This window comes from Paenibacillus periandrae (genome assembly GCF_022458865.1).
Classification (GTDB): Bacteria; Bacillota; Bacilli; order Paenibacillales; family NBRC-103111; genus Paenibacillus_S; species Paenibacillus_S periandrae.
Genome location: NZ_JAJNMU010000028.1, coordinates 20928 through 37858, shown reverse-complemented (window position 1 = coordinate 37858; position 16931 = coordinate 20928). Strand labels below are relative to the sequence as shown.

Genomic DNA, 16931 nt, shown 5'->3' with positions numbered 1-16931 from the left:
ATGCAGACAAATAATAATGAACGTAAAGCGGGTCAAGCTCAATCCGAGTGCTTGAATGTACAATCAACAATGGATGTGGAACCAATCCCATCTCGCTCACAGGTCAAGCGTCTGCTCTGCTACTATGGAGACGATTTTACAGGATCAACAGATGTCCTTGAGTCTTTGTTTCATGCGGGTCTCAGCACGGTATTGTTCCTAGAGCCCCCTACAGAAACTATGCTGAGTGAACAGTTTCGGAACGTACAATGCTTTGGAGTAGCGGGTGTAGGGAGATCACTTTCTCCCGATGCAATGGACCGCGAGCTGCGTCCGCTGCTGGAGACGCTTAAAACCGCCGGAGCTGCTATCACCCACTATAAAATCTGTTCTACTTTCGATTCCTCACCTCATACCGGAAGCATCGGTAAGGCAGCAGAAATAGGTAAGGCTGTGTTCGGCAGCCGTTATATACCTCTACTCGCGGGTGTTCCTTATTTGCGCAGGTACACGATATTTGGCAATCATTTTGCGGCTGCCGGAGATACAGTTCACAGGCTTGACCGTCATCCTACGATGTCACAGCATCCCGTGACACCGATGGCAGAGGCTGATCTAATTAAACATTTGCAAAAGCAGACCCTGCTTAAAACCTCGCTCTTCGACTTATTGGCCTTGGACGGAATCTATGAAAAGGTGGAACAAAGACTGCATAACCTGGTTCACAATGAACAGCCGGATCTTGTGCTCTTTGATGTGCTGGATGAGCCAAGGCTGGAGACAGCAGGCCGATTAATCTGGGCTGAGGCGGCTGAAGCTGATGACGGATTATTCGTAATCGGTTCCTCAGGTGTCGAATACGCACTTGGCGCCTGCTGGCAGGCAGATGGGCTCACTGCTGCATTGATTAGAAAACATGAAGCGGCTGGAAAGGTTGAACAGCTGTTGGTCGTATCAGGCAGCTGTTCACCTGTAACTGAGAAACAGATCCGTGTGGCTATGGAAGCGGGCTTTGTCGGCATACAGGTTCCGGTTCATGATCTGATCCAGACTGAACGGACAGCAGAAGCGCTGGCCAAGCTGGAATATGAAGCTCAACAGGCGATTAGCGAAGGTAAAAGCATGATTTTGTATACGGCTGCGGGTCCGAGCGATAGCAGCATCGCTATGATTCGTGAAGCGCTTATGAAGCAAGGCTTAAAAGCTGACGATAGCAGCCGATTATTAGGGAATGCTCTTGGTGTACTGACCCGCAGGTTAATCGCTGAGCTTGGTCTTTCCCGCATCCTGATTGCGGGTGGAGATACATCCGGTTATATTACGCGAGAGCTTGGTATTTACGCATTGGAATGCAAGGCATTGCTGGATCCGGGAGCTCCGTTATGCATAGCTTATTCCCATGATCCGCAGTTTGATGGTTTGGAGCTGGTGCTTAAAGGAGGCCAGGTCGGTGGTGAGCATTTCTTTGAGAAGGTCAGGCAAGGAAGCAGTTAAGAAGTAAGCAGCAACATAAGCGAATCCTAGAGAGCTCCCGTGTATAGGGGGCTTTTTCATGTTTAAAAGTCTTACGAAAAGCAATTGTGGTATCACCTTAAAATTTTTGTATATATTCACTTGACCCTCTGATTTACAATAAAAGTAAGCCAAATATTTGTACAGTAGGGGGAAGAATAACATGTTCATGTCACATAAAAATTATGTGCTCACGGGTACGGTATTAAGCATGGCGTTGGCGGTCGCAGGTTGTGCGGATGATAAAAGCGAAACAACAGGAGCAACTGCCAAGGTAGTCAATGGAAAATATGATCCTGCAATTACAATTACAACAGCGCGTGTGCTGGATCCAAATGTGAAGTTTAAACCGGGCGAAACGATCGAGGATAATGTGCACACCCGCTGGATGGCGGATAAAATGGGGATTCAAGTCAAACATACATTTGTTGTGAACAATGATAAGGATTTCAATACCAAGCTGCGTCTGCTGCTGGCCGGAAGCGATCCGCTGCCTGATGTTTTTCAAGTGAGCGATCCGACGCTGATCAGTGAATTAATCCAGTCCGGCAAGGTGATGGCTGTAGATGAGGCAATAGCCAAATATGCTCCGCAAAATATCAAGGATTTATATGCCAAATACCCAGATGGATTTAATATGTTTAAAAGCAATGGCAAGACGTACGGAATCCCGATGTACGAGAGCCTGACCGGCGGCACGATATTTTGGATACGGCAGGATTGGTTGAAAAAATTAAATCTGCCTGATCCCAAAACGATCGATGATATGGACAAAGTGTTTGAGGCCTTTACGAATCAGGACCCGGATGGAAACGGCAAGAAGGATACATTCGGTCTCGCGCTTTCCATGCTGGATCGGGTCAATGGAACGAGAGCAACAGTGGATTGGGTATTCGGCGCTTATGGTAACAACATGCCCTTTCAATGGACCAAGGATAAGGACGGTAATTTGATGTATGGCTCTATTCAGCCGTCTGTGAAGCAAGCGCTTTCAAAAATTCGCGACTGGATGGCCAAGGGCTATATCGATCCGGAAGCGGGCATTAAAGACAAGAACAAAGCAACGGAAAGCTTTGTCAATGGCTCAGCCGGCTTGGTTGCCGGTGAGTATCATATGTATCCGAATCCGCTGCTGGATACGACGAAAAACAATCCGCAAGCAGAATTCAAGCCGCTTTACCTTCCAGCAGGTCCAACGGGCAATATAGGAAGAGTCGAGACGCCGATGGTGAAGCGCGGAATTCTATTCAATAAGGACTTCAAGCATATCGATGCGTGGTTTGCTTATTATCAGAAGATGTTTGAATACCAGTTTTTTGTCAAGGATTCGGAGTTCTATCTTGGCAATCACGAAGGCTATGATTACGTGATGAAGGATGGCAAGCCGGTTTACCAGCAGTTCGAGCAGGCAGGTATTCCTAAGGACAAATGGCCGCTGCCTGATGGCAAAACACCGATTGAAGCCAAAGCCTATGCTTCGCTAATCGGCGGAACGAATTTAAATCGGCCCTATTCATACGATGAAGGTATCCTCAAATTTGCCAACGATCCAAAGGCGACACCTGCCAATCCTATCGAGGACAGCATCAAGGACCGGGTGCCTGTGCACCAATTAGCAGGTAAAATCAGGGTAGAGCAGAACAAATTCGATCTGGCGAATGAATTTAAAGGCGCACCAACCAAAACGATGCGGACCAAGCTGGAGCTTCTTGAAAAAATGGAAAAGGAAACCTTTACCCAAATTATATATGGCAAGCTGCCGGTCGAAGCCTTCGATAAATTTGTATCGGACTGGAAAGCAAGCGGAGGCGATGAGATTACCAAAGAAGTCAACGAGTGGTACAAAACGCTGAAAAAATAGGAGGGCAGGCATATGAGCGAGCTGATCCGTCCGATCACGGATACACAGACTGCTGCTGCCAGAAAAAACTCCAAATACATCTCCTATTTCAAAAGAACCTGGAGCTTTCATCTGCTGCTGCTGCCTGCACTAATCGTGGTCATTATATATCAATACATCCCGATGCTCGGCATCGTCATAGCTTTTAAAGAATACAAGCCTTGGCTGGGCATCATAAATTCCGAATGGGTGGGACTGGATCATTTCAAATATTTATTCACCTACCCCGACAGCGTACAGGTCATTATCAATACAATCGTGATTTCGACGCTGAAGATCAGTACCAATATCTTGATTCCCTTTATATTTGCACTCCTGCTGAATGAAGTCCGAAAGACGTATTTCAAGCGGGCGGTACAAACGCTCGTGTATCTACCGCATTTTTTATCATGGGTTATTCTTGGAGGGATATTGATTGATGTACTCTCGGTAAAGGACGGGATTGTGAACCATGTGGTGCAGCTGCTTGGGTTTCAGCCGATTTTTTTTCTGGGAGACGGGGATTGGTTCCGGGTTACGGTTATCGTCAGCGATGTATGGAAGGATTTTGGGTTCTCGGCGATCGTTTATTTGGCCGCATTAAGCGGAATCAACCCTGCCTTGTACGAGGCCGCTGAAGTGGATGGAGCCAACCGCTGGGAGCAAACGATTCATATTACCGTACCTTCCGTGCTGCCGATTGTCGCCGTTGTCACGACATTGGCGCTAGGCAAAATTCTCGACGGCGGCTTTGACCAAATATTTAATCTCTATAATCCGCTGGTATATAACAAAGGGGATATTATTGATACCTTCGTTTATCGGGTTGGGCTTGTCGGTGGACAATTCAGCTTTGCCTCGGCTGTCGGTTTGTTCAAATCGCTGATCGGCTTTATACTTGTTGTCGTTTCATACCGGTTGGCCTACAAATTTGCCAACTATCGAATATTTTGAAGCGGGTGAGCTGCTATGTATCGATCGATGCCGTATAAAGTGTTTTCTTATTGCAACTATGCCTGCCTGTTCATCCTGAGCGCGCTTTGCGTTCTTCCGTTGATTCACGTTTTGGCAATTTCCTTAAGCTCAAGTGCCGCTGCGACCGGTAATATTGTCACCTTTTGGCCGGTTCATTTTACATTTGAAGCGTATACGGAGACGCTTGGCAACAGCAACTTCCTCCATGCGTTATGGATAGGCATCAAGCGGGTCCTACTGGGCAATGCTGCTGGTTGTGCTGGCGGCCTATCCGCTGTCCAAGGAAGAAACGCGGTTTCAAGGGCGGACGTTCTATGCCTGGCTGTTCGTATTTACGATGCTGTTCCATGCGGGCTTGATTCCGACTTATCTGGTAGTCAAGGGAACCGGCCTGATGAATACAATCTGGGCGCTGGTGCTGCCCGGAGCCGTGAGCATCTGGAATCTGATCCTGATGCTGAACTTCTTCCGTGCGATTCCCAAGGAGCTGGAGGAGGCGGCATTGATGGACGGCGCCAGCCATTTGCGGATTCTGTTCACGATATATTTGCCGATCTCGATGCCGGCAGTGGCGACGCTCTCTTTATTTGCGATGGTGACCCATTGGAATGCCTGGTTTGACGGGATGATTTATTTGTCAAATGCCAGCGATTATCCGATCTCGACCTTTTTGCGATCGATTATTGTTTCCGAGAATTTCTCGGTACTCGGTCTTACCGAGGATGAGATCAAAAACATATCGCCACGGACCGTGAAGGCGTCCCAGGTGTTTATCGGCGCTCTGCCTATACTGTCGGTATATCCGTTTCTGCAGCGCTACTTTGTTAAGGGAGTTATTCTCGGGTCCGTCAAGGAATAAAAGAATAGCGTGCATGGATGCCTGGCCTGACACCTCATTCCGTTTCTTAAATCCCTGTGTGCCTGTACCCTGACCTGCTGTGAAAAAAGGTTGTGCATTGCGGGGACAGCTCTGTACAATATGGGTATCCTTGGATAATAGATAATGGGGTGCTTCATGTCATGGTGAAAAACTTGAGTATTTTCAGCAAAATCATGATCATTGTATGCTTGCTGCTGATTCCACTGCTGCTGTTGTTCGCTTATTCGAATCAGGTGAGCACGAATGTCGTGAAGTCGGAAATTGAGAAATCGAATGTGAACCGTCTTTCCTTTTTTTTGAATCAAATGGATACGAACGCGGATCAGCTGGCCAAGGTAGCTTTTACATTGGGCAGAGAACCGGAGGCGGTCAAGTTCCAGTCGATTCATTTGTCCTACGAGTTGTTCGATTCGATTCAGATTCGACAAACGCTGCTGGAAAAAATCAATCTGCAAAGCGCCTCCTACAGCTGGACAAATAAGCTGTCGATCTATTCGCCGGCTTTGAAGCAGCTGGTATCGACGAATGCCCTGGAAAATTATGATTTAAGCTATTTCCAGAAAAATATGTCACCCGACTGGGTTTATCGTCCTCATACGGGTGGCAGCGAGCAGCCAAACTATTTTTACCGATATTCGACCGACCCGTCACTGCTGTTTGGCGACCTCAGTCAGGTGAATGTCATCATTGAGGTGGCTTTTGCAGCCCGCAATATCGAGCTGATGCTGGACCAATTCAAAGCGGGCAGCGTTGGGGAGCCATTTTTCTTTCATGAGGGGTATGATCCGATCATGAATTCCACGGCAAACCGGCAAACTGTCTCGGAGCTGGCCGCTCTACTCAAAGGCGATAAGCTGCAGCGGTCGGGCAGCAGGACTGTGGAGATGAATGGAATCAAATATATGCTGAGTTATGCCAAATCCAGCTCCCTGGATTGGTACCTGGTTGACGTGGTGCCGCTGGAGAGCGTGCTGGCACCGATTACGACAAGCCGCAATTTGTTCTACATCACGATCTCGATGCTGCTGCTGACGAGTATTATGGCTTCCTACCTGTTATTTAAAAATGTTCAGGTTCCGATAACCCGACTGATTGGAAGCGTAAACAATCTGAAACGTGGAAACTTCTCGACACGGATAACGCTTACGGCAAGCCGCGAATTCACGATTTTATTCAATCATTTTAACAGCATGGCCGAGCAAATTCAGGATTTGGTGGAAAAGGTGCTGCGGGAGAAAATCAGGGTGCGCGACGCGACGCTGAAGCAGCTGCAATCACAGATTAATCCGCATTTTTTGTATAACAGCCTGGCTTTTATCCAGAGCATGGCCCAGTTGGAAAACAAGCAGGCAATCATTGCCATGACACAGCATTTAAGTAAATATTACCGTTATGCAACCCATATTGAGCATCAGGAGGTTACACTGGAGAATGAATTGAATTTAATTGTCAATTATTTGGAAATTCATAAGCTGCAAACCCGCAGACTGGAGTACGTGCTGGATGTTCCAGAGGAGATGAAGGCGAGTATTATTCCGAGACTGCTTGTCCAGCCTATTGTAGAGAATGCCATCGTTCACGGAATTGAATGCAAGTCCGGTATCGGAACGATCCGAATTTCCGGTTATGCTACCGAAACAGAGCACACTCTGATCATCGAAGATAGCGGAATCGGCAGCAGTCTGGAAGAAATTGCACAGATGAATGAAAGGTTTGAAAGAGGGCTGGAGGAAGAGCTTGGACATGGCATGTGGAACGTGCATCAGAGGCTGAGGCATCAATTCGGGGGAGGCTCCGGCCTGCATATTTCCGCTTCACTGCTCGGTGGCTGGAAGGTTGCATTTACGATGAAAGTACGGATAAGCTGATTCGTTTCCTTGTTTAGAACATACTCGCAGCGGAGGGCTGCATATGCAGTTGCTGATTGTTGACGATCATCCGGCCCAGGTCGATAGTATGGCTCAGACGATTCCTTGGTGTGATTACGGAGTCAAAGCGGTCTATAAGGCATATTCGGCTAAGGAAGCGCTGGAAACGATCCGGGCCCAATCCATTGATATCCTGATTACGGATATTCGCATGCCCGATATGAACGGTCTGGAGCTTATCCAAAGCGTAAGGTCTATATCCGAGAAAATTCGTTGTGTACTGATGTCCGGATACAGTGACTTTGAATATGCCAAGCAGGCTATTCAATTTAAGACGGCAGGCTATTTGATGAAGCCGGTTGATACCGGGGAATTGACAGCTCTCATTGAGCAAATCTGCAGCGAGCTGCGGGAGGAGTGGAATGTGAAGGAGGTATACCACAATGCGATGTATACGTTGCGTGAGAACATTCCTTTTCTGCGATCCCAATTATTAATGGACCTGCTGCAGGGCAGGGAAATCGCGCGTCCCGTGTTATGCAAGAAGATGAGAGCGCTGGAGCTGCCGTTTGATTGCGAGGATTATGTGTGTATGATGGTCATTCGGATGGATGAGGAGAGCGCTGTGGAGGATGAAGTCAAGCTGTCCCTTTTGGAATACGCGATTACGAATATGGCCGAGGAGGTCTTTCGTGAAACCTTCCATCTCTGGCACTGCAAGGACATTAATGGACATCTGGTTTTTCTGGTCAGCCTCAATCATGAGCAGCTGGAAAAACCGCTTCATGAGCAGACGAATGAGCAGTACCGGCTGCAGCTGGCAGCGGATATCGGGGAGCTGCAGAAGAAAACGAGAACCTATCTGAAGCGTAAAATCTCGGTCCTGTTAGTCAATCGCTGGGTGCGTTTGTCCGAGCAGATTGTCCCTCTATATCATTGTGCCATTGCCGGAATCCGTAAGCATATCGGGAGTGAGCAGCAGTTTTTTGCTGTTGTTACTGATGATGCCGAGACGATCCGTATTGGCTCGCTGCATTCCCTGTATGAGCCGCCAATGCTGCTGCATGTATTGGAAATAGGACGCTGGGATATGGCAGAGGAGCGGTTGGAGCTGGTATTTAAGGAGCTGGATGCGAAGTGGAGGGAATCACCGGAGTATTTGAGCGAGGCCTTTTTCTTCATCGCCGGCACTTTTATGCACATCTCACACAAGAACGGGCGGCAGCTGCAAAACATGATAGGTCATTACGGGAAGAAGCTGCAGCAGAACCGCACCTTTCGTCCCTTTCATTCGCTTGCGCAGTTACGCGAATGGGTATTCGATGTGTTCGCGCTGCTTCAAAATGACCTGCATAAGCAGCACAAGGACCCCAAATTGACCGTTGTTGAACGGATTCAGGCCTATATTGAGCAGCATATGGATGGTGACGCCTCGCTGCAGGCGATTGCCGATCATGTCGCTCTGCATCCGGCTTATTTGTCCAAGATGTACAAGGTCGAGACCGGTATCGGGATCAGCGATTACGTAATGAAGGTCAAGATGGAGAAGGCCGTCGAGCTGCTTCGCAACAAGCATGAGAAAATTTACAACATCGCGAGCCAATTGGGCTATCAGACACCACATTATTTTATCCGGGTGTTCAAGAAATATTATGGCGTTACACCGCAGGAGTTCAAGCTGAGCCAATAGGAAGCCTGCACAAATAAAGTGGTATCATCTTAAATCTTTTGTATAGGTATCTCATTGCAAACGCTTTAAACTGAACAAGTAAGCTTAGCCAATTTTAAGGAGGAAGCCCTATGAAAATAGTATCCACCTACCCGTTCGATTCTGGACAGGTTACCGAGATGAACAGTAAAGGAATCGAAGTCACCCTGTTTAAAGGAGAACAGGAGCTTATCGATTCCGATGCCTATACCGACGCGGATATCATCATTGCCAATCACCGTACGCTGCAGCAGGACTTTCTGGAGAAATGCGACAGGGTGAAGTGGGTGCAGGTGGCCCATATCGGAATCGAGCGTCTGCCGATGGATTATTTGAAGGAACGTGGTGTTATCGTAATCAATGCCCGTGGTTCGATGGGACTGCCAATTGCCGAGGATATTATGACCAAGATGCTGATGCTGGCTAGAAACAGCGTCAAAGGCATCAAAAACCAGCTCGAGCATACCTGGGGACGTATTGGCCCCTTTATGAATCTGTCCGGGAAAACGGCCGGTATTATCGGAGCCGGAGATGTCGGAACGGAAACGGCGATTCGCGCCCGCGCCTTCGGTGTGAAGGTAATCGGCGTCAATACGACCGGCAATCCACTGCCTGAATTCGACCGGATGTACAAGCAAGCACAGTTGAATGAGGTGATTGCGCAAAGCGACTTTATTATACTGACACTACCGCTAACAGAGGCATCGCTTAATCTGTTGGATGAGGAGCAGTTCAGGCTGATGAAGCCGAGTGCATTTATTATTAATATATCGCGTGGGGCGCTGATCAACGAAGAAATTTTATTGGATTATTTGAAAAACAACAAGATTGCCGGAGCCGGACTGGACGTGTTCGTTGAAGAATTCAAGCTCGGGAAGCTGCCGGCCGAAAGTCCGTTCTGGGAGCTGGACAACGTCATCATCACTCCGCACTGCGCAGGCGGCGGGGATCAATTCCACGACCGGTTCAGCCAGGGGTTCATGCATAATCTCGACTTGTTCCTTGCAGGCAGGACGGACGAGATGATCAATATCCGCCAATTCGGAAAAGGCTACTAAGGAGGCTATGCCCATGGCATCATGGTGGTCCGGCAATCAGCTGCGGCTTATCCAGAATAATCTTCGTGAAACCGATGCGAACCTTGATGTGGATCTGCTGATCAGCGACCTGAAGAAGTTATCTACCAATGTAATGATGATGAATGCAGGCGGTATTGTCGCCTTTTACCCGACCCGGCTTGAATATCATTACAGAGCCGCCAATCAGCATAAGGATTTGCTCAAGGAAGCGATTGACAAGGCGCATGCGGCCGACATGAGGTTCATTGCCCGGTTTGATTTCAGTAAAGCGCACGAAAGCCTGTTCAATAAACGGCCGGAGTGGTTTTACCGTACCAAGGCAGGCAAGGAAGTCAATTACCACGGTATCGTCCATACGTGTATCAACGGCTACTACCAGCGTGAATACTCGCTGCAGTTGATCAACGAGGTTATTTCCCAATACGAGGTGGACGGTATCTTCTTCAATATGTTCGGCTATCAGACCCGTGATTACAGCGGTTATGATTACGGCATCTGCTTCTGCGACAACTGCAGAACCCGCTTCCGCGAGTGGAGCGGTCTGGAGCTTCCCGAAACGCAAAGCCTGGATGATCCCGTTTTCCGCAGGTACAAAGTGTTCCAGGATGTGACAACGAAGGAAATGCTGGAGCGGATCCATGACTTGGTAACAAGCACGGGCAAAGATATTGCGATCTCGACCTATAACGAGCATAAGGTCGATATTGTCCGCAAGGAATCGAATACGGATAACAGGCGTCCGCACCCGTTATGGCTGTATTCAGCATCGGAAAATGTAAAATCGCTGGAGGATTCGTGGGAGGATAAGCTGATCAGCAACTGCTGTATCAATGCGATTGATCTGGTACATAGATTCACAGCGGTTTCCAAGCATGAGATGAGCATCTGTTTAAGGGAAAGCCTCGCCAGCGGCTCGGGCCTGGACTTTTGCATTATCGGGGTGTTTGAGGATTACCCGGACCGTGAGAATCTGCCGATCGTTGCCGAAATTTTCAAATACCATAAGGACCATGAAGCTTATTATGGCAGCTTTCTGTCCGCTGCGGATGTTGCGCTGATCAAGCCGGGCGGACCAGCACCCAAAAGCATGAAGGAATATTCAGGCCTGTTCAAGATGCTCAAGGAACAGCATATCGTGTTTGATGTGATACATCAAAATAATTTGCTGAATCGACGAGACAGCCTGCAGGGCTACAAGGCTGTGATCATCCCCGACATTGCCGAATTTTCCGAGGAGGGACTGCAGCTGCTGGAGACGCTTTATCAGGAAGGAGTACAGCTCATCAGTACGGGATGCTCCTTTACCGAGGGAGCGGCCAATCTATCTTTTATGCAGCGTGTATTCGATCTATTGCCCGGGCAGGCACAGGTGTACGAACGGGACGCCGCTTATTTGAAAACTGCCGATAAAGGACTCTTTAAAAGCTTTCCGGAGCGGGACTGGATCTTTTTGAAAGGGACATTTCAGGAGCTTGAATTCGGGCAGCAAACGCTGCCGCAGCTGCCTTTTGTCATCCCCTCAACCTTCGGCCCGCCAGAGCGTGCATCGGGACATCTGATTTCTGACAAAAGCTATGGAGCCTCGATCCGTACGGATAATCTGGTCAGCGGAGGCAAGAACAGCTTGCGCAGAGCCGTTTACCTGCCATGGCAGGCCGGGGAGCTGTACTACAGGTATGGCTATGCCGATCATAAGCACATTGTGCTCGATATATTGGACAATATGCTGGACCAGCGCTGGAGGCTGACGACCAACGCTCCGTCCAATGTGGAGGTGTTCTTCAATAAGCTTGATGATCAAACCTATATCCTGCATGTGCTAAACCTGTCCGGCTTTAATGGGATGACATATTCCGAGCCGCTTCCAGTCTATAGGCTGGAGATCACGCTGCATGATATAGGGCATTGCAGCCAGCTGACAAGCTTAACGGAGCAGGTTGAAGCCATCTATGCCACGTCCAACGGAAAGATAGTGATTCAACTGCCGGAGCTGCAGGAGTTTGCCGCCATCGTTGTGAAGATTGAAGAAACGCCAAAGGAGATCGAGGAATGAAAATCAATTTGGATCAATCCGATACCCTGCTTCAGCTTGATAAGACCCAATTATTCGAGGCAACAGCCCAATATTCCAGCTGGATGGCAGATGGGTATGCCCAGGCCAAGGCACTTGAAGTCAAGGCGCTGTCCGGCAAGGTAGATGAAATCGTGATGTGCAGTGTCGGCGGCGGGCCAGTAGCCAGTCTCGTTCAGCTGAAGTCGCTGCTGTTCGATGAAATCAAGGTTCCAATTATTCTTTCACAAGCGTATTCAATGCCTGCTTATGTTGATTCCGATTCAATTGTCTTCATCGTCAACTATTCCGGCGGTTCGGAGGAGGTTGTCAGCGCCTACCGACATGCGATCACAACCGGGGCGACGATTATTGTACTGACTGCAGGCGGGAAGGCGAGGGAGCTTGCCGAGCAGAATGGACATTTGCTGTTCCAGCTGCCCGCGGGCAGGCAGCCACGAATGATCTCCACCAGCCATGTTCTTGTTCCAATACTTGTTATTCTGCATAGGCTGGGGCTGATTGCCGATCCCGATCAGGGGATTGCCGAAACGATCCGATTGATCGAGCAATTGACGCCAGCCTATGCGCCGCAGGCCGTACTGGCCGACAATGAAGCCAAGCAGATTGCCACTGAAATGGATGGGCTGATTCCTGTAGTATATGGCACGCTGCCGTTTACGGATGCTTCTGCGGTGCGCTTCAAGAACCAATTGGCCGAGGTCAGCAAGGTGATGGCTTTCAGCAACGCGATGTCGGGGCTTCATCATGATGAAGCTAACGGCTGGGATGCGGACAGCGCGATGCTGCGGCAGTTCCATTTTACCCTGATCCATGATCGGGAGGATACAGAGCCTATGGGAAGAAGGCTGCGGGCGACCCGGGAAGTGCTGGCCTCACGGGCGGGTGCTGTGCGCGTCATCACTTCCGTGGGTGAGAGCCGCTTGGCGCGGATGTGCTCGCTAGTTTATCTGATCGATCATGTCACGCTGTATCTCGCATTTATACGCGGGATTCATCCGTCGCAAGGCGATGCATTAAACGAGTTTAGAGCCAGGTTCAACAGCTAAGCTGGTCGTGTCTGTACGCACTGGCATGCAAGGCATTGCTGGATCCGGGAGCTCCGTTATGCATGGCTTATTCCCATGATCCGCAGTTTGATGGATTGGAGCTGGTGCTTAAAGGAGGCCAGGTTGGCGGCGAATATTTCTTCGAGAAGGTAAGGCATGGAAGCGATAATTAAATCCATTCAAGCCTGGTTAACCATTTAATATGGTTGACCTTTTTTATGTTCAGTATATATAGTATAAATAATGGTAGAATTAGGATGCCATCTGGCGTAACACACCTGTGACGGTACATTGTAATAGCTAACAAATCAAGGAGGCAGCATATATGGGGTTAACGAGCATATTCCGTTCCCGCACGTATTTTATTCGTATTTTGTTTACAGTAACCTTGCTGCTGGCGTTGTTTCTGCTCATATTTTCATCCGTGCTGTATACCTATTCCAAAAACATGGCCTTAGAGCTCCAGCAGGAAGCGAACCGCAAAGTATTGAATCAAATTAATTATAATATCGATAATTTGAATGAGACCCTGCGCAGTTTGGCAACTACAGCATTCAACGACCGGGATGTAACCGCACTGATGAATACGCGGGAAATCGAAGTATTTGAGCTTTACAATAAACTTTACAAATTGGATATATTTGTGAGTTCTAATCCATTTATTCATTCGATATGGATATATAATGCATTCAACGGGTGTTACTATACGACTGGGCTGGCCTCGATGGTTTCCTGTCTTGAGCCTGATAACCGCAGCACTGGCAATTTGCTGAAGCCGTATATCGTCCGCTCTAGCCAGCTTCCTAAATTCACACTTCTGCCGATCATGAACGGAAATGCCGAGGATAAACAAAAGCTGTTTGCCTATATGACGTACAACAAGCTTGGAGACTATACCCCGCAGGAGAGCGTACTTATGCTTGCGATCAAAGGGGATTGGTTTTATGACAACATCAGAAGGTTGAACGAGCTGGGTGAAAATTCATTAGGAGATCTGTTTATTCTCGATGCGAATGGCAATTATTTCAGCCCTGCCAATGAGGCTCCTTTAACCGATGAAATCCGTAAGGAAATGACCGAAAGCATTCAATCTGCCACCGATTCGACAGGTTATTTTATGCTGGGCGAAGGCGAGTCTAAAAAAATCGTAACCTATTTAAAATCGAAAGCAAACGGCTGGAATATAGTCAGCGTGCAGCCGTATGATCATATTTTTAGCAAAATCAATAGTCTATACACCTTCATTGTGGTTATTCTGGGTGTCTTTCTGCTGCTGGCCTTCGCAGCTTCAGCGCTTGCGACGGTGCGACTTTACCGTCCTCTCGGACGTCTAATGAAGCAAATTCGTACCAATCCGGCTTCACAGCTTGATGCGCAGCTGGATGACAAGGACGAGCTAAGCCTCATGTCATCGGTATATGAGAATATTGCAACGAATATCCAAAAGCTGCAAACAGAGCAGAGCAGCAACCATAGCATCCTGCACAATTACCGCTGGAGACGTCTGATAACCGATAGCGCGGCTATTACGGCAAAAGAAGCCGAGGAATATTTGCCGTTACCAGGTATTCAAGAAGCCGATTCCGTACATTATCTGGTTGTTGTGTTGAAGATCGATGATTTTATCCATTTCAAGGAAGAGCGGAGCGAATCGGAGCAAAGGCTTTGTCGGTTTGCGGTTACGAATATTACGAGCGAGGTATTACGAGAGCATTTTCCAAATCAACCGATCGATATGAAGCAGGATCATACGGCAGTGATGGTGGCAATTACAAAAAACCAGCGAGCAGCGCTTTATGGGGAGCTGACACGACTGATAGCCTTTGCGCAAAAAACATTGGACAGCTATTACAGCCTGTCCTTGACAGCCTCAATCAGCCGACCGTTCGATGATTACCGGGAAACCTCGACTCATTATGAGCAAGCGCTTGCACAGACGCTGTACAGAACCATTTACGGGAAAATGTCCGTGATAACACCAGAGCTGGCCCGCAACCACATCAACGGCAAAGATTATGAAATTCCGTATGAGCTGGAGAAAAGGCTGGCCGGTGCAATTCGTTCCAACGACCCTGTAGATAGAAAGGTGCAGCTCGATACCGTATTTTCTTATGTATCCGGCTTAGACCCGGAAATTATTGATTTTGCGATTTTGCAGCTTTTGATGATTATACACCGGACCGTCAGAGAGATCAGCGCAAACATATTGTCAACGATGGTAATCGAAGTGAAAGCATTTAATCAAAAAGTGCTTGAGCAGGAGACGTTAAACGAGGTCAGACAGCTTGTGTTTGATCTGCTTGAAGAGGTGGACAAGCAGCTTCATACGGCTAAAGAAAGCAAAAACGAATACTTGATTGAGGCTGTTAAGGAAATCATCGAAACGAATTATGCAGATGAAAATCTGAGTCTGCAGTTCGTTGCGTCAGCGCTTCGGATGTCTCCATCATATCTTGGCAGGTTTTTCAGGTCCAGCGAAGGCATCTCAATTGCGGATACCATTATCGAGGTAAGGCTAAGTAGAGCGCTGGAGCAATTGGAACAAGAAGGAGAGCAAAGCATTGCTGCCGTTATGAAGCAGGTCGGTTTTTCTAATGAAAGCCATTTCTTCAAGCATTTCAAAAAGAAGACAGGCTCTACGCCGAGGGAGTACCGATTAAAAAAAGCCAACGAAAAGTAAGAATAGAAGTAAACATCTGATTCGTCCGGCATGCCGGGCGTTTTTTTTTAATGGAAACGGATTTTAGCGTTTCTGTACAGAGGAACAGTCAAAATATAAAGGAAAGTACGAATTATACAGTCGTAATGTGCAGGAAACGCAAATAGAAACAGTATCCAGGCAAGCCGCAAATCAGCATAATAAAGGGCATAGCGCTGCTAATCAACAAACTGCACAGCGAGCAGCGGATGAAACAGGCACATCTTAATTGAAGGGGGAAACCAGCTATGAAACAGCATACCGGTTCAGCCGATGCAGCAGCCTTCCTGACGGTGAAGAAGACAGGAGCAGGGGAGAGGCTGAAGCGTGAGTGGAAGCTGTTTGCAAAAAACAGAGAGCTCTTTATATTGTCGCTTCCAGCACTAGTATTCAAATTCATTTTTTCGTATCTTCCGTTAATAGGACTTGTTATCGCTTTTAAAAAATTCAATTATGCAAAAGGTTTATGGGGAAGTGAATGGGTAGGCCTGAAAAATTTTGAATTCTTTTTTACTTCCGAGAACGCTTACCGAATCACTCGCAATACGATTTTGTACAATATGAGCTTTATCATACTTACGACGATTATAGCTGTGGGCCTGGCCATCTTAATGAATGAGCTGAGTCGGCGCTGGCTGAAGGTTCATCAAACGGCATTGTTTCTGCCTTATTTCTTATCTTGGGTTGTAGTTAGCTATGTAACGCTTGGTTTTTTGGACAATAACAGCGGATTTTTGAATAAAATGCTGGAGCACGCCGGATTATCCCCTGTAAACTGGTATCAGGAAAAGGAGTATTGGCCCTATATTTTAATTCTGGTGCACCTGTGGAAATCTGTAGGCTTTTCCAGCCTAATTTATTATGCGGGAATTATCGGTATTGATCCAAGCTATTATGAAGCGGCTAAAATTGACGGCGCTTCCAAGCTGCAAATGATTCGACGGATTACGGTTCCACTATTAACGCCACTGATTATCATCCTATTTATTGTCGCGATGGGCAGTGTTTTTAGAGCGGATTTCGGTTTATTCTACTTTGTTCCCAATGATACTAGCTTTTTATATTCGACGACGGATGTTATCGATACCTATGTTTACCGCTCATTAAGAGTTGTCGGCGATTTGGGCATGTCCTCGGCCATTGGATTGTACCAGTCGGTTGTAGGTTTGATCCTGGTTCTTTCCACCAACTATATCATCAAAAAAATCAATTCCGAGAATGCGCTTTGGTAGA

General features: G+C 47.7%; 10 protein-coding genes and 1 pseudogene. All 11 read left to right on the top strand.

Annotated features, from left to right (window positions below; all coding sequences use genetic code 11):
• Window positions 1-1473 carry a four-carbon acid sugar kinase family protein gene (locus tag LRL21_RS35870; RefSeq protein WP_240420611.1) on the top strand — a complete coding sequence of 491 codons (1473 nt, stop codon included), beginning with the start codon at window positions 1-3 and terminating at the stop codon, window positions 1471-1473.
• A gap of 181 nt (window positions 1474-1654) precedes the next feature.
• Window positions 1655-3352, top strand: a complete 1698-nt coding sequence (locus LRL21_RS35865; RefSeq protein ID WP_240420610.1) for an extracellular solute-binding protein — start codon at window positions 1655-1657, stop codon at window positions 3350-3352.
• Window positions 3353-3430: 78 nt separating this feature from the next.
• Window positions 3431-4324, top strand: a complete 894-nt coding sequence (locus tag LRL21_RS35860) for an ABC transporter permease (protein WP_240420673.1) — start codon at window positions 3431-3433, stop codon at window positions 4322-4324.
• 15 nt (window positions 4325-4339) lie between these two features.
• A pseudogene (locus tag LRL21_RS35855) lies at window positions 4340-5204 on the top strand (carbohydrate ABC transporter permease).
• A 161-nt stretch (window positions 5205-5365) separates the two neighbouring features.
• The gene (locus tag LRL21_RS35850) at window positions 5366-7093 is read left to right on the top strand and encodes a sensor histidine kinase (RefSeq protein ID WP_240420609.1); all 1728 of its coding nucleotides are present in this window, start codon (window positions 5366-5368) and stop codon (window positions 7091-7093) included.
• A 43-nt stretch (window positions 7094-7136) separates the two neighbouring features.
• Entirely contained in the window at window positions 7137-8783 is a 1647-nt protein-coding gene (locus LRL21_RS35845) for a response regulator (RefSeq protein WP_240420608.1), read from the top strand.
• A 110-nt stretch (window positions 8784-8893) separates the two neighbouring features.
• The gene (locus tag LRL21_RS35840; protein ID WP_240420607.1) at window positions 8894-9859 is read left to right on the top strand and encodes a D-2-hydroxyacid dehydrogenase; all 966 of its coding nucleotides are present in this window, start codon (window positions 8894-8896) and stop codon (window positions 9857-9859) included.
• A gap of 13 nt (window positions 9860-9872) precedes the next feature.
• Window positions 9873-11933 carry a family 10 glycosylhydrolase gene (locus tag LRL21_RS35835; RefSeq protein ID WP_240420606.1) on the top strand — a complete coding sequence of 687 codons (2061 nt, stop codon included), beginning with the start codon at window positions 9873-9875 and terminating at the stop codon, window positions 11931-11933.
• Window positions 11930-13000: a bifunctional phosphoglucose/phosphomannose isomerase gene (locus LRL21_RS35830; protein ID WP_240420605.1), complete on the top strand. Its 1071-nt coding sequence runs from the start codon at window positions 11930-11932 to the stop codon at window positions 12998-13000. Before LRL21_RS35835 ends, LRL21_RS35830 begins: the two co-directional genes overlap by 4 nt.
• 325 nt (window positions 13001-13325) lie before the next feature.
• Window positions 13326-15680: an AraC family transcriptional regulator gene (locus LRL21_RS35825; RefSeq protein ID WP_240420604.1), complete on the top strand. Its 2355-nt coding sequence runs from the start codon at window positions 13326-13328 to the stop codon at window positions 15678-15680.
• Between the two features lie 266 nt (window positions 15681-15946).
• The gene (locus LRL21_RS35820; protein WP_240420603.1) at window positions 15947-16930 is read left to right on the top strand and encodes an ABC transporter permease; all 984 of its coding nucleotides are present in this window, start codon (window positions 15947-15949) and stop codon (window positions 16928-16930) included.
• The last annotated feature ends 1 nt before the right edge of the window (window position 16931 follow it).